Genomic DNA, 25,025 nt, shown 5'->3' with positions numbered 1-25,025 from the left:
CGGGGGTCGTGTCGGTTCGCGGTGTCGGGTCCGGTGGCAGGGCCGGGTCGGCCCCCTCTGGTCAGCGGCGGGATCCGGGGCCGAAGAAGGACTCGTGGCGTTCCATGATCACCCGCCAGTCGGCGTCATGGGGCACCCGGACGACCTGCCATCCGGCGTCCTCCAGCCGCTCCTCGGCCTCGGCGTCGCGCTGGGCCACGTGCGGGTCGCCGTGGACGGGGCCGTCCACGAACACCGCCACCTGGGCTCCGGGGAGCCGGTAGACGAAGTCCGGTCGGGCCCCGGCGTCGGCGATGAGGACCTGGGCCTGGTCGGGCATCCGGTAGCCGTGCTCCTTGAGGAAGGCGACGAAGCGCTTCTCCAGCTCGGTCTCGGAACCGAAGCTGAGCGCGGCCATCTGGTCGGTGCGCGAGACGCCCTGTCCGGTGGGCAGGGTCTCGGAGTCGGCCAGGCGCAGCAGCAGGTGGCGGATCAGGCGCCGGTCGATGAGCTGGTGGTGGATCTGGTTGCCGTAGGTGAGCAGGCAGTCGTAGCAGCCGCGGGTGCACGCCCCGTCGGTGTCGGTGCCGGTCTCCGGGTCGATGTGGCAGATGGTCAGGGCCTCGTGGGCGGCCTTGGCGAGGTTGCCGGGCACCGACTGGAGCTGGCGCAGCACACCTGCGCCGCCCTCGGCGGCCTCGGTGAAGAGCATCCGGTCGCGGGGACCCTCGTCCGGGGGCAGCAGCTCACTGGTGAGCTCGGCGTCCTCCAGCTCGAAGGCGGCCTCGATGCCGCGCTCCAGGGCGTACATCAGGCTGAGCGCGGCCTCCGGGGGCAGCGCCTCGTCCAGGTGCAGCACGGCGATGTTGCGGCGGTCGGCCACGAAGGGGATGACGCGCTTGCGGGTGGTGCGCTCCTCGCCGGTCTCCTCCACCAGGGGCAGCTCCGTCTGGTCGCCGACGGCCTTCCTGGCGTCCTTCTCGTTGAGCCACTTGCCGGTGACCGGGTCGAGCCAGAAGCCGTCCGGCTCGTCGGACCTGGCGCGCAGGCGGCCCAGGTTGGTGACGCGCACGTCCGCCGAGTCTCCGTAGTGCAGGCGCGCGACGGCACCGTCCGAGTCGCTGACGACGGCGTCCTGGCGGCCCAGGCGGTCGCCCAGGTCCTGGAAGCGGTAGGAGGTGATCAGGCGGAACCCGGCGCGGCGGCGCTCCTCCTCGTCGGAGGAGATCTTCTCCCGCTTGGTGGTGTAGACGGTGTGCAGGTGCAGCAGGCCGGTGGTGGCCCCGCCCAGGGGGTGGTCGCACAGCTCGCAGCGGTCGGCGTTGCGGTCCACGGGATGGTGGTAGCCGCAGTGGCCGCACCGCACGGCCTTGCCCGTGGACAGTTCCCCGCTGGACTCGGGCGGCAGTTGGACCCGGGTGACCTGGTAGCGGGAGCCCTCGTGGTAGATGAGCGCGCCGGGGCCGAACTCGCGGACGGCCACGAAGCGGGGGCGCTGGAGGAAGTCGCCCTCGTCGAAACGGGTGCGGCGGGTGGGGATGTAGGCGGCCAGCGGCAGGCGCGGGAAGGAGTAGCCGGGCAGGAAGCCCTGGCTGGCCAGGTAGCGGTAGGGGTTGAAGTCGCTCATCATCGACTTGCTGTCCTGGCTCTCGTTCTTGAGCAGCAGGATCTGGGTCTCGGCCTCGCGGCGGCGGTTGGTGGCCTGGGCCCGGTCGCGTTCGCTCAGGCTGTGGTCGAGCACCCGGCGGTTCTGCTCGGCCTGGTCGACCAGGGCGGCGCGGAACAGCCCGCGCCAGCGGCCGAAGGCGTCGTCGAAGCGCTGGGGGGCGGTGCGGATGATGCGTTCCAGCCAGTCCTCGTCCCACCAGGGCATCTCGCGCAGGGAGGGCATGACGTCGTCGAAGACCCGGCGGGCGGCGGCGATGGCCCGGCGCTGTGCGGCCTCGTCGGCGATGGCCTCGCGTGCGTGGTCGTGCAGGGGCAGGGCCGGGTTCGGGACGCGCTGTTCCTCGTCGTAGGCGATGTCGATGACCTCGGGGACGGCGCGGCCCAGCAGCAGGTCGGTCTCGGCCAGCCAGATCGCCTGGAGGTGGGCGATGGCCAGGTCCTCGTTGGTCAGGTCCAGTCGCGGAGCCTGCACCACCCCGGAGACCATCAGGTGGGAGCGGCGGAAGTAGTACTGGTCGTGGCTGTTGCCGGTGGCGCAGTAGGTGATGACCAGGGCGGGCTGTCCGCCACGCCCGGCGCGGCCGCTGCGCTGGGCGTAGTTGGCGGGGGTGGGCGGGACGTTGCGCATCATCACCGCGTTGAGCTCCTTGATGTCCACCCCCAGCTCCATGGTGGGCGAGCAGTACAGGAGCTTGAGCTCGGCGTCGCTGAAGAGGCGTTCGCGGTCCTCCCGCTCCTCCGGCGCCACCTGGGCGGTGTGCTCGCGAGCGACCAGTCCGGTCAGGGAGCTGGCGGTGCCCCGGTACAGGTCGCGGAAGAAGCGGTTGACCGCGGGCCCCTCACCGCTGGCGTAGGTGCGGGTGACCGGGTCCTGGGCCCCCTGGACCCCGTCCCCGGCCTGCCAGACGAGACAGCCGGCGTCCACCTGGTAGCCGGTCTCGGCCTTGTCGTCGCGGCGGTGGAACCTGGGGCCGCGGGGCGCCTCGGTGACCTCGTTGACCAGCCCGGCCTCGCTGAGGGCCCGCAGGAGGTCGGCGATGACCCGCTGGAGCTCGTCGGCGTGGAGACGGGAGAACTCGTCGTGGGCGCGGGCCAGGTACTTGGCGAACTTGCCGCGGCCGGACAGGAACAGGCCGTGGCGGGCGCCGCCGCGGGAGGAGCGCGGGTAGGCGATGGAGGTCCGGGGCCGGTCGCCCTTGGACAGCACCCAGGCGTCGGCCAGACGGGCCTCGCTGGCGGTCTGCAACGACTCGAAGGCCTCGTCGCGGAAGTAGGGGGTGTCGATGGCCAGGGCGCGGCGCATCTCGTCCATCAGCACCCGCAGGACGCGCTCGCGCGTGTGCGGTTCGGCGGCGCGCAGCTCGGGGGCGGCCCCCGCCCACAGCTCCTCGTTGCCGGCCACCCAGTCCAGGTCGGCGTAGTCCACCCGCAGCAGCCCGGTCTGCTCCAGGTTGGGCATGGTGACCCGCCAGCCGCGCTCCAGGTCCAGGTAGAGGCGAAAGGCGATGACGTCGCGCAGGGTGGTGGCGGCCAGCTTGGCCAGGCGCGGGGCGACGTTGCCGGACTTGGTGTAGTCGGCCGGGTCCAGGCTCAGGGCGTGGCCGACGCTGGAGGCCAGCGACTCGTGGCTGAGCCCCTCCTCCCCGGCCTCCACCAGGGCCCGGTACAGGCCGCCGCGCAGCTCAACGACCTGGACGAAGTCGTTGAAGTGCCCGGCCTGGAGGGAGGCGTCCTGGCGGTTGTCGACGAAGGTGAGGAGCTTGCGGGCCTCCTTGGGCAGGGCGTCGGCGGGCACCGACTTCAGGGCGCGCACGACGGTGCCCGAGACCAGGGAGGTGGCCGAGGAGCGGCCCTCCTGCCCCAGGCTGGCCAGTTGGGCGAAGTCGTTGGTGCCGCGCTTGTTCTCGTAGCTGACCCCGCAGTGCAGGCAGAAGCGGAACGGCGCGGGGATGAAGGCGGCCCTGAGCTCGCCCTGTCCCTCGGTACCGGACACGTCGACGGTGACCGGTTCCGGGACCTGGCCCCGGCGGTTCTTGCGGACGTTGGGCTGCTGGTGCTCGTCCAGCTCCACCCAGGACTCGGGCAGGCGTCCGTCGCCCAGGACCTGTTCCAGGCTTTCGGGCCAGGGGTTGTCGGAGGAGACGAAGAGGTAGCCCTCCGAGGCGCCGTCGGAGCCCGCGACGGTGTCGCGGCGCGCCTGGTAGACGGTCCCGGTGGGCTTGTCCACCCGCCAGACGGTCATGTACTCCTGGCCGCAGTCGCGGCAGAAGGACAGCGGGAGCAGGACGTGGCCGTCGTGGCCGGGGCGCTCCAACTGGTACTCGCGGGTCAGGTAGCGGGTCTCGGGGGGTTCCAGGGTGGTGTGGACGGTGTCGCCCTTGGCCAGGAACTGGTGGAGGCGGAAGGCGAACAGGGGGCGTCCGTTGCCGGGGTGGAAGGCCTCGGCCCCGGCCTCCAAGGTGCGGCGGATCGCCTGGACACACTGGTCGGCGGGGACACCGGTGGCGCGGGCCAGGTCGGCCGCGGCCGCCTCCACGGTGATGGGCTTTTGCCGGACGAGTCTGCCGTCGGGATCGGTGGCCAGGCCGAAGGTGGACTCGATCCAGCGGGCCAGGGGGTCCCGGTAGAGGTCGTTGTAGGCGCGGGGCGCGTCCTGGGCGGTGAGGCGCTCGGCCGGAACCGTGACCGGGCCGTCGGCGGTGGCGCGGACCAGGGTCTCGGTGATGATGTTGTCCGGGCTCACCCGGGTGCCGAAGATCTTCGTCGCGACCTGGGCGACGGTGTTGCGCTGGTCCTCGGCGGTGCCCTCGGAGGACATGGTCGCGGAGGTGCCCACGCACTGCACGTCGGGGGCCTCGCAGGCCTGGCGGACGCGGCGGATGAGCATGGCCACGTCGGCGCCCTGGCGGCCGCGGTAGGTGTGGAGTTCGTCGAAGACGAGGTACTCCAGGCCCCGGGCCATCTTGATCAGGGCTGTGCGCTCGGCCGGGCGGGTGAGCATCAGCTCCAGCATCACGTAGTTGGTGAGCAGGATGTCCGGCGGGTTGTTGCGGATCTCCTGGCGCTTCTCGTCGCTCTCCTGACCGGTGTAGCGGGCGAAGGTGACCGGTTCGCGGCCCGCCCCGTACCCGTCGACCAGGAACTTCTCCAGCTCCTTGACCTGGCTGTTGGCCAGGGCGTTCATCGGGTAGACGATGATGGCCCGCACGCGCCTGCCGGTGCGCCCCTCGGCCTTCTCGCGGTCGCGCTCACGTAGGACGCGGTCGACGATCGGCACGATGTAGGACAGCGACTTGCCGGAGCCGGTACCGGTGGTCAGCACGTACGACTCGCCGGAGCGGGCCGCCTCGACGGCCTCGCGCTGGTGGCGGTGGAGGGTGAGGGGCTTGCCGTCGCAGACGGTGCTGCCCTCCTTCTTGCCCTTCTGGAAGATGTGCGCGGTCTCGGCGTGCAGCAGTCCCTCGCTGATCAGTTCGGTGACCGTGCCGCCGGAGTCGAAGAAGGGGTTGAGGGACAGCCACGGGTCGGGCCACTGGGACTTGTCGTCCAGGTCGTCACGGAGGAAGTCGGCGATCGCTTCGTCGCGGATGACGACGCCGCCCTCGGTGAAGGCGCGGTACTCCCTGATGAGCTGGTCGTGCAGGGAGAAGACGTCCATGACGCCGAGGGGGGCGCCGTGGGGGCGCTGCCCGGCGGTGTCGGGCAGCAGCGCGGCCGGGGCCACCACGGGGAGGTTCGCGCGGGGGTCGAAGTCGGCCCAGCCGGATACCTCGCCCTCGTCGGTGGCCAGGGCCATCAGGGACTGGCGGACCTCGGCGGCGTTGACGGGCCGGTCCTTGGGCCTCTTCTTGAGCAGTTGCTCGATGAGGCGGTTGAGGTCGGCGGGGATGTCGCCGCGCAGCAGGCCCAGGGGCGGGACCTCGTGGTTGTTGTGCTTGTAGCCCAGGTCGAAGTTGGTGACGCCGTCGAAGGGCGGGGCTCCGGTGAGGAGCTCGTAGAGCACGCACCCCAGGGCGTACAGGTCAGCGGCGCGGGTGACCCTGGCGCCCTCGAACTGTTCGGGGGCCATGTAGCGGGCGGTGCCGACGGTGGTGTCGGTACTGGTGAGCTTGGTGAGGTCGGGGTCGTCGACGATCAGGCCCATACCGAAGTCGAGGACCTTGACCAGGCCGCCGCGGGTGAGCATCACGTTGGCGGGCTTGAGGTCGCGGTGGATGACGCCCTCGGCGTGCGCGGCGTAGAGGGCGTCGGCGATCTGGGCGCCGATGGCGGCCACCCAGGAGACGGGCAGTTGGTGCACCTCGTCGCCGAGGTCGCGCAGGGTGTTGCCGTCCAGGAGCTCCATGGCCAGGTAGGGCAGGTGGTCGCCGTCGGTGGTGTCCACCCCGCCGGCCACGACCCGGGGGATGCGGGGGTGGTCGAAGCGGCGCATGATGTCGACCTCGCGTCTGAAGCGCTTGACCGCCTTGCTCTGGGGATCGACGGGCGCTCCGGAGCGGCGGCGCAGGATCAGCTTGACCGCGACCTGGCGTGTGGGCGCGCCCTCGGGGGCCTCGGTGTCCTCGGCGCGGTGGACCTCGCCCATGTTGCCGCGGTCGATGATGCCGTCAAGGCGGAAGCGGTCCGCCACGTACTGCCGTTCCATCGCTCTTCCCTCACGCTCCGCCGCGCCCGTCGGCGCACTCCCCACGCGAGCCCCATGGTGTCAGGCATCGAAGGCACTCGCCCAATGCTCACAGAATGGAGAATGGGACTCAAATCTTATGCGTTAACGACGCCAACATACACGGACGGTCCGTATCTGGCAATGCGTCCGTCCGCCCACCCTTCACCTGTCACAGCCGGGGAGTCCAGAGGCCTTGGTCCCGAAATCACAGGCCAGCGGCGGTGATCCGGCCTCATACCGACGCCACCCGCTCGTGACACCGTTAACGACGCCAACGAGTGAGGATTGTTCGCGTCCGGGCCGCGCGTGTACGGTTCTGGCATGGACGTCCCCGCATCGACCTCCGACGAACGCCTCGTCACCGCCGCCGACATCGCGCGCCTGGCCGGGGTGACCCGAGCGGCCGTGTCGAACTGGCGGCGGCGCCACGCGGACTTCCCCGCTCCCGCCGAGGGCGCGGGGGCCAGCCCGCGGTTCTCCCTGTCAGAGGTGCGGGCCTGGCTCGACCGCCAGGACAAGGGCGGACAGGAGTCACCGGAGGTGCGGCTCTGGCACATCCTGCGCGACGCCTATCCGGACAGCATGCTGCGCGGGCTGGCCGATGTCGCCGCACTCCTCAGCGGATCACCCGGCTCCCCTCCCCCCGACCTCCCGGACGACGCGGCGCGGGCGTGCCTGGGGCTGGCCGAGGAGACCTCACCTGCCAGGGCGGTCGGCGCTCTGGCCGAACGCCTCACCCAGTCCTCCCAACGATCGGACGCCGACACCACGACCACTCCGCGCCTGGTCCAGGCGATCACCCGCTTCGCGAACCCGGAGGCGGCCACGGTCTTCGATCCCGCCTGCGGCATCGGCTCCCTGCTGTTGGGCGTCGGCACGGACGGGGCCCGGCGCACCGGCCAGGACATGCTTCCGGAAGCGGCCAGGTTCACCCGGTTCCGAGCCGAATTGAACGGCGTTCCCGACGTGGAGGTGCGCGTCGGCGACTCCCTCCGTGACGACCAGTGGCCTGACCACCGGGCCGAACTCGTGGTGTGCGCGCCACCCGCGGCCACACCGGACTGGGGACGCGAGGACCTGCTGATCGACCCCCGTTGGGAGCTGGGACTGCCGCCGCGGGCCGAGAGCGAACTGGCCTGGCTCCAGCACGCCTACGCCCACACCGCGGCCGGTGGCCAGACCGTGGTGGTCATGCCGACCGCGGCCGCCCACCGCCGCACGGGCCGGCGCATCCGCGCCGAACTCGTGCGGCGCGGCCTGCTCACCGAGGTGGTCGCACTCCCAGCCGGGATGGCCGTCTCGCATGCGCAACCGGTGCATCTGTGGCTGCTCAGACGCCCGAGCGAGCAGATCCCGACGGTGCAGCGGGTCCGGATGAGCGACCTGACCGCGGCCGACCCGGACGGGCCGCTGAACGCCGACGATCACCCACGCGCGGACGTTCCGCTCGTGGAGCTGCTCGACGACGTCGTGGACCTCACCCCCTCCCGGCACGCGAGCGCCCACGGAGGCGACCTCCTCACCGAGTACGCGGGGACCCGGGAGCAGCTCATCCGTGTCCTGGAGACGCTGGGCCACGCCCTGCCATCCCTGGCGGAGGGCCCCGGTGATCTGGGGGGCTCCCAGGTGCGAGTGGCGGACCTGGTCGACGCGGGGTTGGTCCGAGTCGCCGAGGGCCGGTTGGAGTCGTCCAGTGAGCGGTTGGACGCCGACTTCCTCAACGGATTCCTGCGCAGTACTGCCAACACCCGCCGTTCCACCACGGCCAGCGGCACCTTCCGCACCGACGCGCGGTCGGCGTCGGTCCCGCACAAGGACGCCGACCAGCAACGTGCCTACGGCCGGGCGTTCCGCGCTCTGGAGGAGTTCGAGCAGGCCGCGCGGGAGCTGGCCACGCTCGCAGGCCGGGCGACCGACCTGGCCAGGGAGGGCCTGACCAGCGGCGCCCTACTACCGTCGGAATCGGCCGGTCCCGGAACCGGTCCGCAGTCCGAAGACTCGTCCCGGGCGTAGCACCGGCCCCGTGGTCACGACGACGCCCTCTGATTCTTCTCCGCTGTGTGCTCGGGCACCACTCCTTGACGTTGAGGGCGGTGGGAGCGGGGTGCGGTAGCGTCGGGCGAAAAGCTGGCCGATGGGGAAAGTTCGACGACATGACCGGACCGCTGGGCGACGGCTCGCGGATGTTGAACGGCCGTTACGCGCTGGGCCCGGCACCGCTGGGGCGTGGTGGCATGGGAGAGGTGTGGCCGGGCCATGACACCCGGCTGGACCGGGAGGTGGCGGTCAAGTTCCTCCGGTTCCCCGACGACGGTCAGGACGAGGACATGGTCCGCCGGTTCTCCCGGGAGTCACGGATCACCGCACGGCTTCGGCACCCCGGGGTTCCCGCCGTCCACGACAGTGGCACGGAGGACGGTCGTCCCTATCTGGTGATGGAGCGCGTCCACGGTGTCAGCCTGGCCGACCTGATCGCCGAGCAGGAGCGGTTGTCCGTGGGGTGGGCGGCGTGCGTCGCCGCACAGGTGTGCTCGGTGCTGAGCGCCGCCCACCGTGCCTCGCTCGTGCACCGCGACCTGAAGCCGGGCAATCTCGTCCTGGAACCGGACGGCACCGTGAAGGTGCTGGACTTCGGGCTGGCGGTGGCACTGGACCGCACCGACATGTCCCAGATCACCCGGACAGGGCACACCCCCGGGACACCCGCCTACATGGCCCCGGAGCAGCTGCTGGAGGGGCGCACCACCCCGTTGAGCGACCTGTACGCGTTGGGGTGCACGCTCTACGAGATGCTGACGGGACATCGGGTGTTCACCGCCTCCACGTCGTTCGCGCTGGCCAGTAAGCAGGTCAGTGACTCCCCCACCAGGGTCGAGTCCCTGCGGGCGGACGTTCCCGCACCGTTGGCGGGACTGGTGGAGGAACTCCTCGCCAAACGGCCCGCGGATCGCCCCACCGATGCCAACGAGGTGTACCGCCGACTGATCGAGCACGCCACGGACCTGGAGCCGATCCCGGGCATCCTGCACCCTCCCCTGCTCCCGAGTCCACACCGCATGTACGGTGCCGCGCTCGCCAGGGTCTTCGGCTGAGCCGGCCCAGGAGGGTGCGACACGCTGTCGCATACGAATACGCGACATGGATGCTGTTGACGTAGTTTTCAGCATCGACTTACGCTGGGAACCGACAGACGCTGTGACCCCACCTCCTCCCCCGGAGACGGCCGTGTCCCTGCCCCAGCCACCCTTCCGGAACACCTGTGATTCACGGTCACCGTGCGCGCTGACACGACTCTGGATAGGTTGGGACGCGATTGTGGGACCCGGGCCCACTCCAGCCGCGTCCGTGACGTCCACGTGTACGTCGTCAGCGCAGACCCCCACGCTAGGAACCCGCCGTGCCCCAGCTCGCCATCGACAAGGACTTCCTCCAGGAGTTCGCCAAGCTCGACAAGCCCGTGCAGAACCGGGTGAGCGAGGTCTTCGCCAAGTTCGAGCGGGCCACGCACACCGGCCTGCACCTGGAGAAGATCACCGGCGCCCGCGACGACCGGTTCCGCACCATCCGCATCGACCAGTTCTGGCGCGGGGTGGTGCTGGCGCCGGCCAGCGGCGACAGCTACACGCTACTCAGGGTGCTCCCGCACGACGACGCCTACGAGTGGGCCAAACGGCGCCGGGCGTCGGTGAACACGGCCACGGGCGGGATCGAGATCCGCGACGTGGCCGCCATCGACGCGAGCATGCCGCACATGAGGCGGATGGCCGCGAGCGCGCCGACGTTGTTGTTCGGGCACGTGGGCGACGCGGACCTGCACCGGCTCGGCGTGGACGAGCAGACCCTGGCGTTCGCGCGGACCCTGACCAACCCCTTCCAGCTGGAGGCCGCCAAGGGGCTGCTGCCGCCGGTGCAGTGGGAGGTGCTCTACGGGCTGGCCGCGGGGTTGAGCCCGGAGCAGGTGTGGGACGAGCTGGGGGCGCGCATCACCGGCGAGGTGGACCCCAACGACCTGGACGCGGCGGTGCGGCGCAGTTCCGATCGGGTGCTGCTGGTCGAGGGCCCCGACGAGCTGATGGCCGCGCTGGCGCACCCCTTCGACCTGTGGCGGATCTACCTGCACCCGGTCCAGCGCGCGGTGGTGGAGGCGACGCACCGGGGACCCGCCCGGGTCAGCGGCGGTCCGGGGACCGGGAAGACGGTGGTGGCGGTCCACCGCGCCCACCGGTTGGCGCGGGCCGGCGGTCGGGTCCTGCTCACCACGTTCACCTCCACCCTGGCCGAGGAGCTTCGGGCCAGTGTGGGTCTGCTGGCCGAGACCGACGGCGGGGGCGACGCCGAGGAGGTGCTCGGCCGGATCCGGGTGGAGCACGTGGACCGGTTCGCGCACCGGGTGTTCCGTGAGGAGCACGGCCAGCCGGAGCTGCTGACCTCCCAGCGGGAACGCCGGTTGTGGGAGCGGGTCGTCGCCGATCTGGGGCTGGACCTGTCCACCGCCTTCCTGTCCGAGGAGTGGCGCCAGGTGGTGCTGGCGCGCAGGGTGGTCTCGGCGGAGGAGTATCTGGCCGCCAAGCGGACCGGGCGCGGTCGCGGTCTGGGCGCGGCGCACAAGGCGCGGGTGTGGCAGGCGGTCACGGCCTTCCGGGAGCTGTTGACCGAAGGCAGTCTGTGGACCCACGAGACCGTCGCTGAGGAGGCCGCCCATCTGCTGACGGCGCGCGAGGCGCGGCCCTTCGACCACGTGGTGGTGGACGAGGCCCAGGACCTGCACTCCGGGCAGTGGCGGCTGCTGCGCGCGGCGGCCGCCGAGGGGCGCGACGACCTGTTCGTCGCCGGGGACACCCACCAGCGGATCTACGGTCCTCAAGTGAGCCTGGCCGAGGTGGGGATCAACATCCGCGGCCGGTCGTCGAAGCTGCGGATCAACTACCGCACCACCGCGCAGATCCTCGGCTGGAGCCTGGGCCTGATGCACGGCCAGTCCGTCGACGACATGGACGGCGGCCTCGACTCGGTGGCCGGGTGCCGGTCCGAGATGCGCGGGGAAGAGCCGGTGCTCAGGGGGTGGGCGACCTGGGAGAAGGAACTCGCCCGGCTGGTAGGGACCGTGCGGGCCTGGACGGAGACCGGGGTACTGCCCGCCGAGATCGGCGTGGCAGCCCGGTCCAACCGGGCCGTGGACCAGGCCGTGCTCGCGCTGGAGGAGGTGGGGCTGCCCACCCGGTCCCTGGCCAGGGGGCCGAACGGCGACGCCGTGTCCGTGGGCACGATGCACCGGATGAAGGGCCTGGAGTTCCGCTGCCTGGCGGTGGTGGGCGCCGGGGGCGGCCAGCTGCCCGCGCCGCGCAGCCTCACCGCCGAGGACGAGGATCCCAGCGCACGCGCGCGCGACCTGCTACGCGAGCGCAGTCTGCTGTTCGTGGCCTGCACCCGGGCCAGGGAGAGGCTCAGCGTGAGCTGGCACCGGGAGCCCAGCCCCTTCCTGGAGGCGGTCCTGCCCTGCTGACCGGCCGCGAGGCCCCCGTTCGCTCGCATCCTCCGTTCCCCCCGTACACCCCGACGAGAAGGACCCCGATGGCGAAACTCTCCACCCTCCTGGACCAGATCGACTCCGGCACGATCCTGCTGCCCGAGTTCCAGCGCGGCTACGTGTGGAACCGCGACCAGGTCCGGGGCCTGATGCGCTCGATGTACCTGGGCCACCCGGTGGGCGGCCTGCTGCTATGGGAGACCTCCACGGAGGACACGGCGGTGCGCGGCGGACTGACGGGGAGCGGAACGCACCTGCTTCTGCTGGACGGCCAGCAGCGGGTGACCTCGCTCTACGGAGTGATCCGGGGCAGGGCGCCCGCGTTCTTCGAGGGCGACCCGCAGGCCTTCACCGGGCTGCACTTCAACGTGGAGAAGGAGATCTTCGAGTTCTACCGGCCTAACCTGATGAGCGGAGATCCGCTGTGGGTGGACGTCACCGAGCTGTTCGCTCAGGGCCCGGTCCCCTACCTGACCAGGTTCGTCGGCGATCCCGAGGCGGCCAACGTCTACCTGACCCGGCTCAACCAACTGAGCCAGATCGCGGACAAGGACTTCTACCAGGAGAAGATCACCGGCGCCGACAAGACCGTCGACCAGGTCGTCGACATCTTCAACCGGGTCAACTCCGGCGGCACCAAGCTGTCCAAGGGTGACCTGGCGCTGGCCAAGCTGTGCGCGCAGTGGCCGGACGCCCGGAGCACCATGCGCGAAAGCCTGGCCTCGTGGAAGGAGGCGGGCTTCTCCTTCACGCTGGACTGGCTGCTGCGCAACGCCACCGCCGTGGCCACCGGCCGCGCCCTGTTCACCGCGCTGGACCGGGTGGACGCCGAGGGGTTCCAGAAGGCGCTCAAGGGGTCGGTCGACCACGTGGGTACCTTCCTGGACGCGATGTCGGGACGGCTGGGTCTGGACCACGACCGGGTGCTGATGAGCCGGTACTCCCTCCCCGTCGTCTCCCGGCTGCTGGAGCTCAACGGCGGCCAGTTCGACGACGCCGCGCACCGCGACAAGGTGCTGTTCTGGTACGTCCACAGCGCCCTGTGGGGCCGTTACGCGGGGTCCACGGAGTCCACGCTGCAGACGGACTACGACATCCTGCACCAGTCCGGGGTGGACGGTCTCATCGCCGCCCTGGAACGCTCACGGGGCGGCAGCCTGGAGGTGCGGCAGCACGACTTCGAGGGGTCCACACGGGGGTCGCGGTTCTACCCCCTGTTGTACATGCTCACCCGGGTCAAGGGGGCGCGGGACTTCGGCAGCGGACTGGAGCTGAGGGCGGAGCTGCTCGGCAAGCTGTCCTCGCTCCAGGTGCACCACGTCTTCCCCAAGCGGGTCCTACGCGACACCTACGACCGCGGGCATGTCAACGCGATCGCCAACTTCTGCTTCCTGACCCAGCAGACCAACCTGGAGATCTCCGACCGGCGCCCCGAGGAGTACTTCCCAGAGGTGGAGGAGCGCCACCCGGGCGTGTTGGCCTCGCAGTGGATCCCGACCGACCCGGAGCTGTGGAAGGTCGAGAACTACCTGGACTTCCTGGCCGAGCGGCGCAGGCTGCTGGCGGAGGCGGCGCAGTCGTTCCTGAGCGAACTGGCCTCCGGCGGGGACGTCCCGGCCGAGGAACCGCTGCGCCCGGTCACCGTGCTGGCCTCGGAACCCGACGACGCGCGTTCGGTGCAGATCCGGGAGATGGCGGACGAGCTGCTGCGGCGGGGCTTCGCCGAACCGGAGCTGGACACGACCATCAGCGACCCCGAACGGGGCGTGGTGCTGGCCGAAGCGGAGGGGTTCTGGCCGAACGGCCTCCAGCACGGGATGGGCAAGCCGGTGGTGCTGGAGCTGGACCCCGAGCAGGCCGACCTGCCCCGGCTCCAGGAACTGGGCTATGAGGTGTTCACGTCGGTCGACTCGCTGCTCGGGTTCGTCAACCGGCTCGGGCGGGACGCCGCCGGGAGCACGGTCGAGGAACCGGCTGAGGCCGAGGACGAAACGGGGGGGGCGGCCTCCGCGCCGCCGACCGCCGACTTCGGGGCGGCGATGCTGTCGGTCTACGAGCGGGCCAAGTCCGAGGCCGACTACACGGCCACGTTCTTCCTGGGGATGCTGTCGGAGCTGGGGCCGCTGGGGACCGCGCGCAAACTGCTGAACGCCCCGGCGGTCTCGGACGGGTTCGCCAACCTGTGGGAGCGCGGGCGCCTGGACCTGACCGTGGAGGCGCTGGTTCTGCGGCCGGAGTTCGCGGGACTGTTCACCGCCGAGGAGCTGGACCGGGCGCGCACGCGCCTGGCCCAGTTCGGGTACCGGTTCCTGGACGAGTGACGTTCCTCCTGGCGATGAAGCGGACCCACGGCGGGGGCGGTCACCCGGCCGTGTCCCCGCCCCGGGGCCGATCGCCGGGCGAAGGCGCGCGCCCCGGTTCAGGCCTCGGCGATGGCCTCCGGTGTCGGCGGGGCGGCGAGGAGTTCCTCGGGCGCCGTCAGGTACCAGGCCTCCAGGGTGAGCTCGCTGAGCTCGTCCAGGTCGATGCCGTCGAGGTGGACGACCACCCAGCCGAACCCGCCCGCGGTGAACTGCACCTCGAACACCTCGGGACGCTCGGCCACCAGCGCGGTCTGTTCCAGCAGGGTCTGCTTCAGCCCCACGGTGGCGGTGCGCGGCCACAGGTAGCCGAACGGCTTGCCGCGCACCCGGAACGTCGTGTACCGGTCCGACTCCCCCGGCTCGCATTCGGGCAGCGCCTTGACCAACCGCAGGAACCGCTCGATCTCCACACTCATGGGACGAGCCAACCACACACCGCCGACACGGCGGTACCGGACCAGGGCCCGCGTCCGGGACCGCGGTGCCCGACGGCCGCCCGTCCTCAGCCGTCCGCGGGCTCGATACCCGTCCCCTCCAGCCGCTTCCACAGTGGTGGGAGGGCGCCCTCGGGGTCGCGGAAGAACCGGCCGCCCCGGACCCGCACGAACGACCACCCGACCCGTTCGAGTTCGCGCTGGCGGTCGGCGTCGTCGGCGGCGCTCTCCCCGCCGTGAACGGCGTCGCCGTCGCACTCCACGGCCAGGCGCCGGGTACCGCCCTCCACCACCAGGTCGATCCGGTAGGGCCCCGCCGGGTACTGCGGGACGACCCGGTACCCGCGCTCGCGCAGCGCCAGGTACACCCGCTGCTCGAAGACGCTGTCGAACGGGTCCACGCGCACGTCGGCGGGGACCGGGCCGACACCGGTGCCGTCCCGCTCCTGGGCCGGACGACTCAGGCAGCCGAGGGAGTGGCGGCGCGCGTCGCCCCGGCCCAGGTCGGACAGGGCGAAGCTGCGGAAGAGCCACACCTGGTCGCAGGCGCGCGAGGCGGCCACGTTCATCGCCTGCCGGTCGGGCACGCCGCTGAAGTGCGCGGGCCGCCGGGGTCGAGTACGCGGGCCGTGACCGGCGCGGACTCCCGGAGCGGGCCGTGCCGGGCGGCGGTCGGCCGCCCGGCACGCGTCCGGCTACCCGAGGAAGGAGACGAGGAGGCCGAACTCCTCGTCGGAGGCGGACAGGGTCACCGACCCGGTCGCGTGGTCGACCTCGACCCCCACCTCCCGCAGGTCGACGGGGGCGCCCGGTGCGCGCCCGCGCGAGGAGGGGTGCCACCAGTACAGCCGGGGGCTGATCGGCTTGTCGGCGTCGTCGGTGAAACGCCGGACGATCTCCTGGAGGTGTTCCATGGCCGCGACGGGGTGGCCCAGGCCCAGTTCGTGCGCGATGAGCACCTCGGGCACGGGCAGGGCCACCAGTGCCCCGTGCGGCGCCTCCCCCAGGTGCCGGTCGAGGCCGTGGACGTGCGCGGCGACGTAGGGGTGCTGGCCGCCGATGTGCACGAAGGGGACGCCGTCGACCTCGTGCGCGCTCACCTCCACGGGTTCGGACACGGACGCGGCGACGGCCGCGGCGTAGACCTGGTCCGCGGGTCGGCCGGACCGCTCGTGCGCCTTCCGGGACAGGGGTTGCAGGCTCTCGGGGGCGTCGACGACGACCGTCTGCCACAGCCCCGGGACGATCTCGCGGGTCAGGAGCTGGTCGGCCAGGCCCTCGGGGAAGGTGTCGGCCGGGTAGAGGCGCACGCGGAGGCGGTCGGGGCGCCCGGTGGCCTGGCCCACGTGCCGGTTCAGCTGCTCGACGGCCGCCCGCGCGAACTCGGCCGTGTGCCGGGTGACCACCGCGGGGTCCCGGCCCGCCAGGGTGCGGCGCAGACCGCTGATGTCCGTGGAGGCGGTGGTGCCCGCGACCGGCATGACCAGGGTGTCCGGCCCCTGGAAGGAGACCTCGGCGCCGTGCGCGCCAAAGGCGGTGCGCAGCGCGGCGGCGACCGGGTCGTCGGGGGAGGGTCCGGCGGGTGGGCCGGTGGAGGCTCCGCCGGGTGCGGCGTCGCGGAGTCCGGCGGAGCGGGCGACGTCACCGGCGAAGTGCGCGGCCAGGTCACCGCGCTCCTCGGGCGGCAGGACGATCCCCTGGTCGAAGGTCTCCCCCAGGTCCGCGTCGACGAGGGTCCCGCCGTCGGGATGGTCGACGCTCAGGCCCGTCGGCGGCAGGTACCGGGCCCTGAGGCCCTCGCGGGCGCACGCGTCCACGAGCGCGGCGCCGAACGTGGCCGTCGCCTCCCGCGGGTTCGTCAGCCGCGCGTCGTCGAGCCTGGCGCGCAGCCAGGCGGGGACGTGCTCCTGCGCGCGGGGGAAGCGGGAGAGCTCCTGGGCGTAGGCGTGGGCGTTGTGCGGAAGGCTCAGCCGGGGGTCGTCGTCGTGGTCGAGGTCGACGCTGAGCTCCCCCGAGCGGTGCACGGACAGGACCATGGTGAGCCACGTGCCCCTGTCCTCCAGGTGGCACACCCGCTTGAGGTCGCGCAGGGGCTCGGTCAGTCCGTCCGGAACCGGCACCGGCCGGACCTGCCCGTCCGCGCCCTGGACGGCGAGGACATCGTCGATGAGGGGGCCGACCACGCGGGCGCGGTAGGTGAGCTGTCGCCATCCTTGTGGAAGGGCCGTGACGAGGGCCCGGCCGATGACCTGGATGAGGTCACCCTGCTCGGGCGGGCCCGGGGTTCGCGGGTCCATGCGCTCTTTGCGTCCGTTCTGTCGCGGAGAGAGAGGATACGACGCCCAATATCCCATCGTGGGACTCTCCGCGTTCACCCGGGTACCGAGCGCACAAGGAAACCCAGTTCAGACACCCTGACCGACCGTGACGCACCAGCACGCAGCCGTGACCGGCGCTCCTGTGCGCACCCCTATTCGGGCAGGGCGTCGAGATAGACCCAGGAGCCCTCGTGGCGGGTGAAGCGGCTGTGCTCACGCAGCTCGCCCTCCCGCCCGCGTTCGCGGTACACCGCGCGGAACTCGACCGTGCCCTCGGTGTGGAAGGGGGTTCCGCCGGTGGTGGCGAGGATCTCCAGACCGGTCCACCGGGTGCGGGGGTCGAGGTCGAGGCCGCCCGGCCGGGTGTCGGGGTGCCAGCTGCGCAGGAGGTAGGCCTGGTCGCCGACCGCGAAGGCGCTGTAACGCGAACGCATCAGGTCCTCGGCGGTGGCGGCGGAGGCGGTCCCGGCGTGCAGGCGCCCGCAGCAGTCCCGGTAGGCGGCCTGCCGCCCGCAGGGGCAGGGTTCGGCGGCCCGGGAGCGGGACGGCGGGGTGCGTGGACTGCGCTTCGACATCTCCTCAGTCAAGCACACGCCCCCAGGGACCCCGCCCGGCCCGGGAGACCCCGGTTCGGAGGGGTGCCCCCGGGGCCGAACGGCACGGACCGCCGGTTCGCCGACTTGCCACCGCCCCAATTCCTAGGCAGTATAGGAATTAACCTAGGAAGGTTAGGAAACTATGCCGCGTGTGGGACTCACCCGGGACACACTGGTGTCCGCCGCCGCCGACGTCGCCGACGAGATCGGATTCGACCGTCTGACGCTCGCGGTCCTCGCGGAGCGGTTCGGTGTCCGCGACGCCAGCCTGTACACGCACGTGCGGGGTCTGGCCGATCTCCGGGAGAGCGTGGCCCTGCTGGCCCACGACGAATGGGCCGACACCCTGGGGCGGGCGGTGGCCGGGCGGTCGGGCCACACGGCCCTGAAAGCCTTCGCCGACGCCTACCGGGCGTTCGCGACCGGGCATCCGGGCCGCTACGCCGCCACCCGGTACCCGGTGCCGGCCGAGAGGCTCGCCGCGTCCACCGGCGTGACGCGCATCGTCGAAGCGTGCTACGCGCTGCTGCGCGGCTACGACCTGACCGAACCGGACGCCACCGACGCGGTCCGGCTGCTGCGCAGCACCCTCCACGGCTTCAGCGACCTGGAGGCCGTCGGCGGCTTCACCGCCGACCGCGACCTGGACACCTCGTGGGAACACGCGGTCGACGCACTCCACCACACCCTGACCCACTGGTCACAGATCTGACCCCCAGCAAGGAGCACCCCGTGCCCACCAGCACCGCCCTCACCCTGAACGACGCCACCGTGGACTACGACCGCCGCGGCAGCGGTCCACCGCTGCTGCTCATCCCCGGCGGCGCGGGACACGGCGGCGTGTTCGACCGGCTCGCCTCGCACCTGGCCGACCACCACGACGTCATCGTCATGTCCAGCCGCACGGCCTCCGGGCGGCGGCCCGACACCGTGCTCGGCGACCAGCGCCCCGAGGCCCACGCCGGGGACGCGCTCGGCCTGATCGACGCACTCCTCGACCAGCCGCCGGTCGTGTTCGGCTTCAGCTCCGGCGCCGTCACCGCCGTCGAACTGCTGGCCCGCCGCCCCGACCGCGTCCGCCTCGCCGTCGTCCACGAACCGCCGCTGGTCAACCTGCTGCCGGACGCCGCGCGCCACCGCGCCGCGCTCGCATCCGTCCGCGCCACCGCCCGCGCCGGGGACCTGGACCGAGCCCAGGCGCTGATGACCGCCGCCATGACCGCCCCCGACACCGACACCGACGCGAAGACCCCCGAACTCCGCCGCACCGGTACCTGGTTCGACGGTTACGCCGACACCGAGCCCGAACCGCCCGGCCCCGCACTGTCGGAGCTGTTCACCCGCCTGGGTGAACTCCAGTCGGTCATGCTGGAGCACATCCTGGTCCCGTTCACCACCCACCGACCCGACCTGGCCGCACTCGGTGCGCACGCCGACCGACTCGTCCCCGTGGCCGGCGTCGACTCCCGCGGTCAACTGCCCTACCGGACCGCGGCCGCCCTGGCCGCCCGGCTGGGCCTCCCCCTGACCGAGCTCCCCGGCGGCCACCTCGGCCCGGTCGAACGCCCCACGCAGTTCGCCGACGCGTTCCGGTCGCTCCTCGACACACCCTGACCACCGGCCCGGAGCGGGGCACCCGCGGGGCCCGGCGATCCCTCCCCGGGCGGCCGGGCGGCTCCGTCAGCGCGGGTCCCGGTCCGGGGCGGATCCCCGGACGACCCCGCCCACGCGCACCGCCTCCACCCACGGCGGCGGGACCGGGGCGTTCGGGCCGATGAGCGCGGCGACGAGCCGGGCCGATGCGGGCTCGGCGGGCCAGGGGGTGCACCCGTCGGTGAGCACGACGACCACCTGGGGCCGGGCGGGCGAGGAGAGCGCCGCCCCGATCCCGACGCGCATGTCGGTGCCACCGCCGCCGGACAGCTCCACCTGCTCGGCGGCGGTCACCCGCGAGGCCGCCTGGACGTCGGCGTCGCAGGCCAGCACGGTCACCCGCTCGCGGCCGACCCCGACCTGGCGCAGCACCCCGGTCACCTCGGCCAGGGCGGCGGCCAGGTCGTCCCGGCCCATGGAGCCGGAGGTGTCGATGACGACCGCGACCCGGGGCACCGGCCTGCGCAGGCTCGGCAGCACCACGCCCCGCAGGGAGGCGGAGCGGCGGGAGGGGCGGCGGTAGGTGTAGTCGGACGCGCCGCCGGCCCAGGCGACGGCCTCGCGGACCGCGCCCGCCAGGACCGTCCGCCAGTCGACGGTCGGCTCCAGAACCTGTTCGGCCCACCGACGCCAGCCGCCGGGCAGGGTCCCCCGGGACCGCTGGTGGGCGCGCATGGCCTCGGCGGCGGCGCGCCGGAGCGCGTCGGCCTCCACCCCGGTGACACCGCCCGCGGCGGTGCCGTCCTCCCAGTCGGCGGGGTGCCCGTGGGCGCCGGACCCGCAGTCGGGGCCGCGCCTGATCTCGGGCAGCCGCGCCAGGTACTCCTCGAACAGGAGCCCCGCGGGCAGGTCGAAGGTGCCGGGCAGGACCGCCCCGGAGGGCAGGTCGAGGCCGTCGGCGGCCAGGTCGTCGTTGATCTCGCAGTCCTGGGCGATGTTGGCGCGCAGCGGGTCGGCGTGGCGGGCGCCCGGGAGCCGGTCGGCGCGTCCGTGGTGGTCGCGCAGCAGGTGGGACACCTCGTGGATCCAGACCCCCGCGAGCTCGGGTACGGGGGTGTGGGCCACGAACTCCGGGGAGACGTAGCACCGCCAGTGCCGGTCCACGCCCATGGTCGGCACGCGGGTGCTGGGCACCACGGTCAGCGCGTACAGCGCCGAGGCCAGGTAGGGCCGGGCGGTGGCGGCGCGGTACCGGGCGGCGAGCAGCCTGGTGCGGTCCAGGTCGGCGGCCCGGTCGGTCGCTCCCACCGGTCAGCCCCGCGTGAGCGCGCCGGACAGCCGGAGCAGGTCGAGGAAGGCGTCGATGCCCTCCGGGACCGGCCATGCGGCGTTCCGCAGGGCCGCCAGGTCGGTGGCGGCACGGGCGGCGACGTCCGGCACGCCCGCGTCCACGGCCTTGGCGAGGACGGTCCAGCCCGCCTCCCAGCGGCGCCGGGTCGGGTCCGACCGTACGGCGGCGACCACGGCGGTGAGGAAGGCCAGTTGCCGGTCCCCGCGCTCGGGGAGGGTGAAGGCGCCCGGGTCGGCGAGCACCCGGTCGGGGTCGGGCAGGTCGAGCTCCTCCAGGTAGGTGATCAGCTCCAGGCCCGCTCCGTCACCGACCGCGCCGACCAGCGCGGCGGCGAGCGCGTCCCGCCCGGTGCCGGTGGCGTGGGCGGTGGCCAGCAGCCGCAGCGCCATCTCCCAGGTGCGCGGGGACGGCCAGGCGCCGCCCCGGGCCTCGGCGTCGCCCGGCAGGTGGTGGACGAGTCCGGGGCGGGCACTGAGGAAGCCGGAGACCGCGCCGCGGGCGCGGGCGGTCGCGGAGGGTACGGCGGCGGGGTCGACGCGGCGGATCGGGACGGTCGGCCACACGCCGGTCATGCCGCGGGCGACGACGCGGGCGTCGTGGGTCCAGTGCAGGTGGACGAACCGGTTGGCCAGCGGCGGGCTGAGGTGCCAGCCGTCGGCGGCGCTGGCGGGCGGGTTGGCGGCGGCCACGACGCGGATCGGGTCGGGCAGGGCCAGGCTGCCGACCCGGCGTTCGAGGACGACGCGCAGCAGGGCGGCCTGGACGGCGGGCGGGGCCGAGGAGAGTTCGTCGAAGAAGACCACGCCGCGCCCGGCCCGGGACAGCCGCACCGCCCAGTCGGGCGGGGCCATGGGCACCCCCGAGGCGGCCGGGTCGTCGCCGATGACGGGGAGCCCGGAGAAGTCGGAGGGCTCGTGGACGCTGGCGATGACGGTCTCCAGCGGGACGCCGAGCCCGGCGGCGAGCTGCTCCAGCCCGGCGGACTTGCCGATGCCCGGCTCACCCCACAGCAGGACGGGCAGGTTGGCCGTGACCGCGAGTGCGAGCGCCTCCAGTGGGACGCTGTCGGCGGGCTCGGTACCGCGGTGCGACAGCTCCCGGTTGAGGTCGTCGGCGGCGGCCAGGGGGTCGGTCACAGTTCCTCCAGGTCGGGGTGGTCCGCCACGATCCTCTCGGCGAGCCAGGACAGTTCACGCCGGTCCTGCCAGTCGATGAGCATCGGCAGGGTGAACTCACCGCCGTGGACCATGCCGACGACGTCGACGCGTGCGCCCGCCTCCAGCAGGTCCCGCACGAGCCGCTCCGACCCGTGCTCACCCACGGCGGTGAACAGCGGTGTCCGCTCCTCCGCGTCCCGGGCCTCGATGTCGAGTCCGGCGGCCAGCAATCTGGGCAGCAGTTCCCCGTGGTCGGTCCGGTACAGCAGGTGGAGGAGGGTCCGTTGGTGGTCGTCGCGCACGCGCGGGTCCACCCCGGCGTCCAGGAGCCGCAGGAGCGCGGGGGTGTCTCCGTGCTGGATCCGCTCCAGCAGGTCGCGGCGCTGGGCGCGCAGGGCCCTGGGCAGCCGCCCCTGCCCCGTCCGCCACGCCTCGCGGACGGCGAAGCACCCGGCGGGGCGCCCGCCGAGGGCCCGGAGGGCGGCCTCGCGGTCCTCCTCCTGCGGTCCGTGCGGAATACGCAGCTCGCCGTCGGCGAAGGCCACCTCGTGCCACACGCCCTGGCAGCGGACCCGCACGGGGGCGGGCGGTCCGGGGACCGGTGGTCCGACCGGCCCGCTCGGGGCGGCAGCCGCGGGGGCCAGGGCCTCGCGCACCAGCGGGTGCAGCTCGTCGAGCGGCGTCCTTGCGTCGCGCAGCAGGTCGAGGTCGGGCGATCGCCGCCAGCAGGCCGCGGGCAGCAGGACGGCGTCCCCGGGCGGCTGGAGGTCGTGCGGCTCGACCCGGAGCCGGAGCCGGTCCGATTCGACGACGTCCAGCCTGATCACGGTGCGCACGCCGTTGGGGATCCAGAACCGGGTCCCGTGGCCCGCGGCGGCCAGTCTCCGTGCCTCGGGGACGAGCCGGTTCGGGTCGAGCGGGAGGCGACGCAGTTCCTCGACCGGGTCGACCTCGCCCTCCAGCCACTGCTGTGTCACGGGCGCGGTGTCGACCCTCACCCCCACGGCGGCGAGGGCGTCCAGGACGTCTCCCCGCTCGTAGAGCAGGGTGACCCACTCGGCGAACGCGGCGGGGTCGTCACGGCCGGGGTCGGCCGACGGCAGGTCCGCGTCCGGGCGGAGCCCGCCGTCGGGGTTCAGGAACGGCGCGCGCTCCCCGTTCCCGCCGATGCGTTCTCGCAGCGCACCAGCGCTCCTGGCGTCCCACAGGTGGCGTGAGGTCGTCCAGGTGTGCTCGACGTTGCGCCAGAAGGTGGCGTAGGGCCAGTCGGTGTCCAGGCAGGCCGCGAACCGGCCGCTCCTGGGGCTGGTCGCGTCGTCGAGTGCCAGGGTCAGCCGCTGCGACCCGCGCACCGCCCAGTCGGGCGTGCCCACCACCAGGCGCGGCGCCTGCCCGGTGACACCGCGCACCGACAGCACGATCGTCTGGTCGGGGGTGATCGTGGTGCGCGACCTGGCCAGGCGCGGCGCGTGCCAGCGGATCAGCTCGGGGGCCAGGTGGCGCAGGTCGTCCTCCAGCGCGGCGGCGAACCCGCTTCCGTGCTCGTTGGCCACCTCGGCCGGGTCGAAGGCCACGTCCACGCCCGCGGCCGCGCAGGCGCCCCGCCAGTCACCGGCCAGGCGCCGCTCCGTCGCCCGTTCGATCATCCACCCGGGCACCGCGTACCGGCGGATCGAGCGCAGCCAGGCGATCCGTTCCCGCTCCCGGGCCCGCCTCCGTTCCCGCTCCCGCTCCCGCGATGGCACGGTGTTCATGCGTCCTCCAGCAGATCGGCCCGATCCTCGGCGGGCTCGGCGCCCCGCCCCCGGCGCAGGCGGACCCCCGGCACATCCGTCAGGGACATCCGCCGCCCGGTCGGCCACCCGGGTACCGCGTGCCGACGAGCGCACCGCAGCACGGCGTCACACGCCCGCACGCGGCCGGGCCGCCCCATCACCGGTACCGGCTCGCGATCATCCGCACGTCCCCGGCCGCGGGGGCGGCGGGGTCGAGGAACCCGGCGATGGCCCGCTTGGTCTTTCGGGGGATGCCGGGCCCGAGCCCCACGTACTCCAGACGGCTGTTCCGGGTCACCGCGGCCAGGACCCGGGACGCGCCCTTCTGGGTGATCCCGGTGTGCCGCACCTCCAGTCGCCGCAGCGGGCTGCCGGGAACGGCGGCGGCCAGAGCGGCCAGGCCCTCGTCGCCGGTGGTGTTGGCGGGTGCGCCCAGGGCGCGTTCGGAGGGCGGGCGGCCCAGGTCGAGCACCTCGACGCCGCCGAGGGCGCCCGCCAGGGCCAGCGCGCCGTCGGGGCCGATGCCGTTGCCGCCCAGGCCCAGCGTGACCGGGCGGTCGGGGTCGACGGCCGCGGCGATCACGGTCGCGCCCGCGTCGCCCAGGTGGTTGGCGGGGGCGTACAGTTCGCGCACCCGCACCTCGCGCAGGAGGGCGGCGAGCAGCGGGGCGGTGTCCGGTCCCAGGCCGTTGCCGCCGAGGAAGAGCCGGTCCAGGGGCACCGGGCGGTCCCGGAGGACGTCGAGCAGGGCGCGCAGTCCGTCGGCGGTGAGACCGGTGTTGACCAGGTCGAGGGTGCGGATCCGGTGGTTGCGGGCCAGGGCGGCGGCGACCGCGTGTGCCCCGGCGTCGCCCACGGGGTTGCGCTTGAGCCACAGCGCGCGGACGGTGTCGTCGTCGGCCAGGCGGTCGGCGAGGGCGGCGGCCCCGTCGGCGTCGATCCGGTTGCAGCCCAGGTAGAGGGTGCGCAGGCCGTGCCCGGGGGTGAGCGCGTCAGCGAGGGCACGCGCGCCGGGGGTGCCGACGGCGTTGGTGCCCAGCAGGAGGTGGGCGGCGTGCGGTGAGGCGGTGGCGGCCGGGAGGAGGCGGAGCGCACCGGGCAGGCCGAGCCCCTGCTTGCACAGGTCGAGTCGGCCGTCGGGCCGCAGGGTGCCGAGCGGGAAGTGCTCGTCGGCGGTCACCGGGGCGGGGTCGGCCAGCCGGGAGAGCAGCGGTGCGAGCGCGGCGGGGTCGGCCCGGGGGACGTCGGGGTGTTCGACGGCGGGGCAGCGGACGGGGGTCGGTTCGGTCATTCAGCGCTCCGGGGGGCGGTTGTCCTTCGGGGAGGGCCCGGTCCCACCCCTGCCGGCGCCCGACGACCCGGCCGTGGGGGGCGGCGACGCCGGTCCGACGGGGCCCGGGCGCGGTCGGGCCCGGGCGGGAGCGGCCCTCGGGTCGAGGAGGGGCACCACAAGGTGGGGGGCAGGGCCGACCGGATTCGAACCGGCGTCCTCCAACCTGCTGTTAGGCGCGACGACCTCTGCGCTACGGCCCTGCCGCGCGGCAGTCTAGCGGGCCGGGCGGACACCGATACCGCGGACCGCCCCGCAACGCACCGAA

General features: G+C 73.3%; 15 protein-coding genes and 1 tRNA gene. 6 read left to right on the top strand and 10 right to left on the bottom strand.

The genetic code is table 11. From position 1 onward, the window contains the following. Positions 1 to 61: 61 nt before the first annotated feature. Positions 62 to 6,292 (bottom strand): protein kinase domain-containing protein, encoded by a 6,231-nt coding sequence (locus ACTVAJ_RS20650; RefSeq protein ID WP_470389856.1) that lies wholly within the window; start codon positions 6,290 to 6,292, stop codon positions 62 to 64. A gap of 342 nt (positions 6,293 to 6,634) precedes the next feature. Between ACTVAJ_RS20650 and ACTVAJ_RS20645 the strand changes: the two genes are divergently transcribed. From ACTVAJ_RS20645 to ACTVAJ_RS20630, 4 genes are all read left to right on the top strand, one after another. Next, positions 6,635 to 8,326: an N-6 DNA methylase gene (locus tag ACTVAJ_RS20645; RefSeq protein WP_470389855.1), complete on the top strand. Its 1,692-nt coding sequence runs from the start codon at positions 6,635 to 6,637 to the stop codon at positions 8,324 to 8,326. A 140-nt stretch (positions 8,327 to 8,466) separates the two neighbouring features. After that, positions 8,467 to 9,405, top strand: a complete 939-nt coding sequence (locus tag ACTVAJ_RS20640) for a serine/threonine-protein kinase (RefSeq protein WP_470389854.1) — start codon at positions 8,467 to 8,469, stop codon at positions 9,403 to 9,405. Between the two features lie 305 nt (positions 9,406 to 9,710). Next, positions 9,711 to 11,816, top strand: coding sequence for a UvrD-helicase domain-containing protein (locus tag ACTVAJ_RS20635; protein WP_470389853.1), 2,106 nt, complete (start codon positions 9,711 to 9,713; stop codon positions 11,814 to 11,816). 68 nt (positions 11,817 to 11,884) lie between these two features. Next, positions 11,885 to 14,161: a GmrSD restriction endonuclease domain-containing protein gene (locus tag ACTVAJ_RS20630; protein WP_470389852.1), complete on the top strand. Its 2,277-nt coding sequence runs from the start codon at positions 11,885 to 11,887 to the stop codon at positions 14,159 to 14,161. 98 nt (positions 14,162 to 14,259) lie between these two features. Here ACTVAJ_RS20630 and ACTVAJ_RS20625 read toward each other — a convergent pair whose 3' ends face one another. The 4 genes from ACTVAJ_RS20625 to ACTVAJ_RS20610 all read right to left on the bottom strand — a co-directional run bounded on the left by ACTVAJ_RS20625 (position 14,260) and on the right by ACTVAJ_RS20610 (position 17,530). Next, a complete protein-coding gene (locus tag ACTVAJ_RS20625) occupies positions 14,260 to 14,619 on the bottom strand; it encodes an MmcQ/YjbR family DNA-binding protein (RefSeq protein ID WP_470389851.1) in 360 nt (119 codons plus the stop codon). Between the two features lie 86 nt (positions 14,620 to 14,705). After that, positions 14,706 to 15,224, bottom strand: a complete 519-nt coding sequence (locus tag ACTVAJ_RS20620; protein ID WP_470389850.1) for a DUF559 domain-containing protein — start codon at positions 15,222 to 15,224, stop codon at positions 14,706 to 14,708. A 108-nt stretch (positions 15,225 to 15,332) separates the two neighbouring features. Next, positions 15,333 to 16,934, bottom strand: coding sequence for a hypothetical protein (locus ACTVAJ_RS20615; RefSeq protein WP_470389849.1), 1,602 nt, complete (start codon positions 16,932 to 16,934; stop codon positions 15,333 to 15,335). A 173-nt stretch (positions 16,935 to 17,107) separates the two neighbouring features. Continuing rightward, the gene (locus tag ACTVAJ_RS20610; RefSeq protein ID WP_470389848.1) at positions 17,108 to 17,530 is read right to left on the bottom strand and encodes a YchJ family protein; all 423 of its coding nucleotides are present in this window, start codon (positions 17,528 to 17,530) and stop codon (positions 17,108 to 17,110) included. A gap of 163 nt (positions 17,531 to 17,693) precedes the next feature. Between ACTVAJ_RS20610 and ACTVAJ_RS20605 the strand changes: the two genes are divergently transcribed. Both ACTVAJ_RS20605 and ACTVAJ_RS20600 read left to right on the top strand, forming a co-directional pair. After that, a complete protein-coding gene (locus ACTVAJ_RS20605; protein WP_470389847.1) occupies positions 17,694 to 18,263 on the top strand; it encodes a TetR/AcrR family transcriptional regulator in 570 nt (189 codons plus the stop codon). A gap of 20 nt (positions 18,264 to 18,283) precedes the next feature. Continuing rightward, entirely contained in the window at positions 18,284 to 19,165 is an 882-nt protein-coding gene (locus ACTVAJ_RS20600; RefSeq protein ID WP_470389846.1) for an alpha/beta fold hydrolase, read from the top strand. Between the two features lie 66 nt (positions 19,166 to 19,231). On the opposite strand, the gene ACTVAJ_RS20595 is transcribed toward ACTVAJ_RS20600, so the two are convergent. The 5 genes from ACTVAJ_RS20595 to ACTVAJ_RS20575 all read right to left on the bottom strand — a co-directional run bounded on the left by ACTVAJ_RS20595 (position 19,232) and on the right by ACTVAJ_RS20575 (position 24,960). After that, positions 19,232 to 20,452 (bottom strand): vWA domain-containing protein, encoded by a 1,221-nt coding sequence (locus tag ACTVAJ_RS20595; RefSeq protein ID WP_470389845.1) that lies wholly within the window; start codon positions 20,450 to 20,452, stop codon positions 19,232 to 19,234. Between the two features lie 3 nt (positions 20,453 to 20,455). Then, positions 20,456 to 21,631, bottom strand: a complete 1,176-nt coding sequence (locus ACTVAJ_RS20590; RefSeq protein ID WP_470389844.1) for an AAA family ATPase — start codon at positions 21,629 to 21,631, stop codon at positions 20,456 to 20,458. Continuing rightward, positions 21,628 to 23,406 (bottom strand): ankyrin repeat domain-containing protein, encoded by a 1,779-nt coding sequence (locus ACTVAJ_RS20585; RefSeq protein ID WP_470389843.1) that lies wholly within the window; start codon positions 23,404 to 23,406, stop codon positions 21,628 to 21,630. Before ACTVAJ_RS20585 ends, ACTVAJ_RS20590 begins: the two co-directional genes overlap by 4 nt. A 178-nt stretch (positions 23,407 to 23,584) precedes the next feature. Then, the gene (locus ACTVAJ_RS20580; RefSeq protein ID WP_470389842.1) at positions 23,585 to 24,718 is read right to left on the bottom strand and encodes a leucine-rich repeat domain-containing protein; all 1,134 of its coding nucleotides are present in this window, start codon (positions 24,716 to 24,718) and stop codon (positions 23,585 to 23,587) included. Between the two features lie 170 nt (positions 24,719 to 24,888). Next, a tRNA-OTHER gene (locus ACTVAJ_RS20575) sits at positions 24,889 to 24,960 on the bottom strand. Positions 24,961 to 25,025: the final 65 nt, after the last annotated feature.

Source organism: Nocardiopsis sp. KDC1DS13DA1 (assembly GCF_055632325.1).
This window is presented reverse-complemented; position numbering and strand designations above follow the sequence as displayed.

Coding starts and splice junctions, on each gene's coding strand:
- ACTVAJ_RS20610 (WP_470389848.1), bottom strand. CDS start 17,530: ATGTCGAAGCGCAGTCCACGCACCCCGCCGTCCCGCTCCCGGGCCGCC.
- ACTVAJ_RS20625 (WP_470389851.1), bottom strand. CDS start 14,619: ATGAGTGTGGAGATCGAGCGGTTCCTGCGGTTGGTCAAGGCGCTGCCC.
- ACTVAJ_RS20645 (WP_470389855.1), top strand. CDS start 6,635: ATGGACGTCCCCGCATCGACCTCCGACGAACGCCTCGTCACCGCCGCC.
- ACTVAJ_RS20650 (WP_470389856.1), bottom strand. CDS start 6,292: ATGGAACGGCAGTACGTGGCGGACCGCTTCCGCCTTGACGGCATCATC.
- ACTVAJ_RS20585 (WP_470389843.1), bottom strand. CDS start 23,406: ATGAACACCGTGCCATCGCGGGAGCGGGAGCGGGAACGGAGGCGGGCC.
- ACTVAJ_RS20640 (WP_470389854.1), top strand. CDS start 8,467: ATGACCGGACCGCTGGGCGACGGCTCGCGGATGTTGAACGGCCGTTAC.
- ACTVAJ_RS20580 (WP_470389842.1), bottom strand. CDS start 24,718: ATGACCGAACCGACCCCCGTCCGCTGCCCCGCCGTCGAACACCCCGAC.
- ACTVAJ_RS20605 (WP_470389847.1), top strand. CDS start 17,694: ATGCCGCGTGTGGGACTCACCCGGGACACACTGGTGTCCGCCGCCGCC.
- ACTVAJ_RS20630 (WP_470389852.1), top strand. CDS start 11,885: ATGGCGAAACTCTCCACCCTCCTGGACCAGATCGACTCCGGCACGATC.
- ACTVAJ_RS20615 (WP_470389849.1), bottom strand. CDS start 16,934: ATGGACCCGCGAACCCCGGGCCCGCCCGAGCAGGGTGACCTCATCCAG.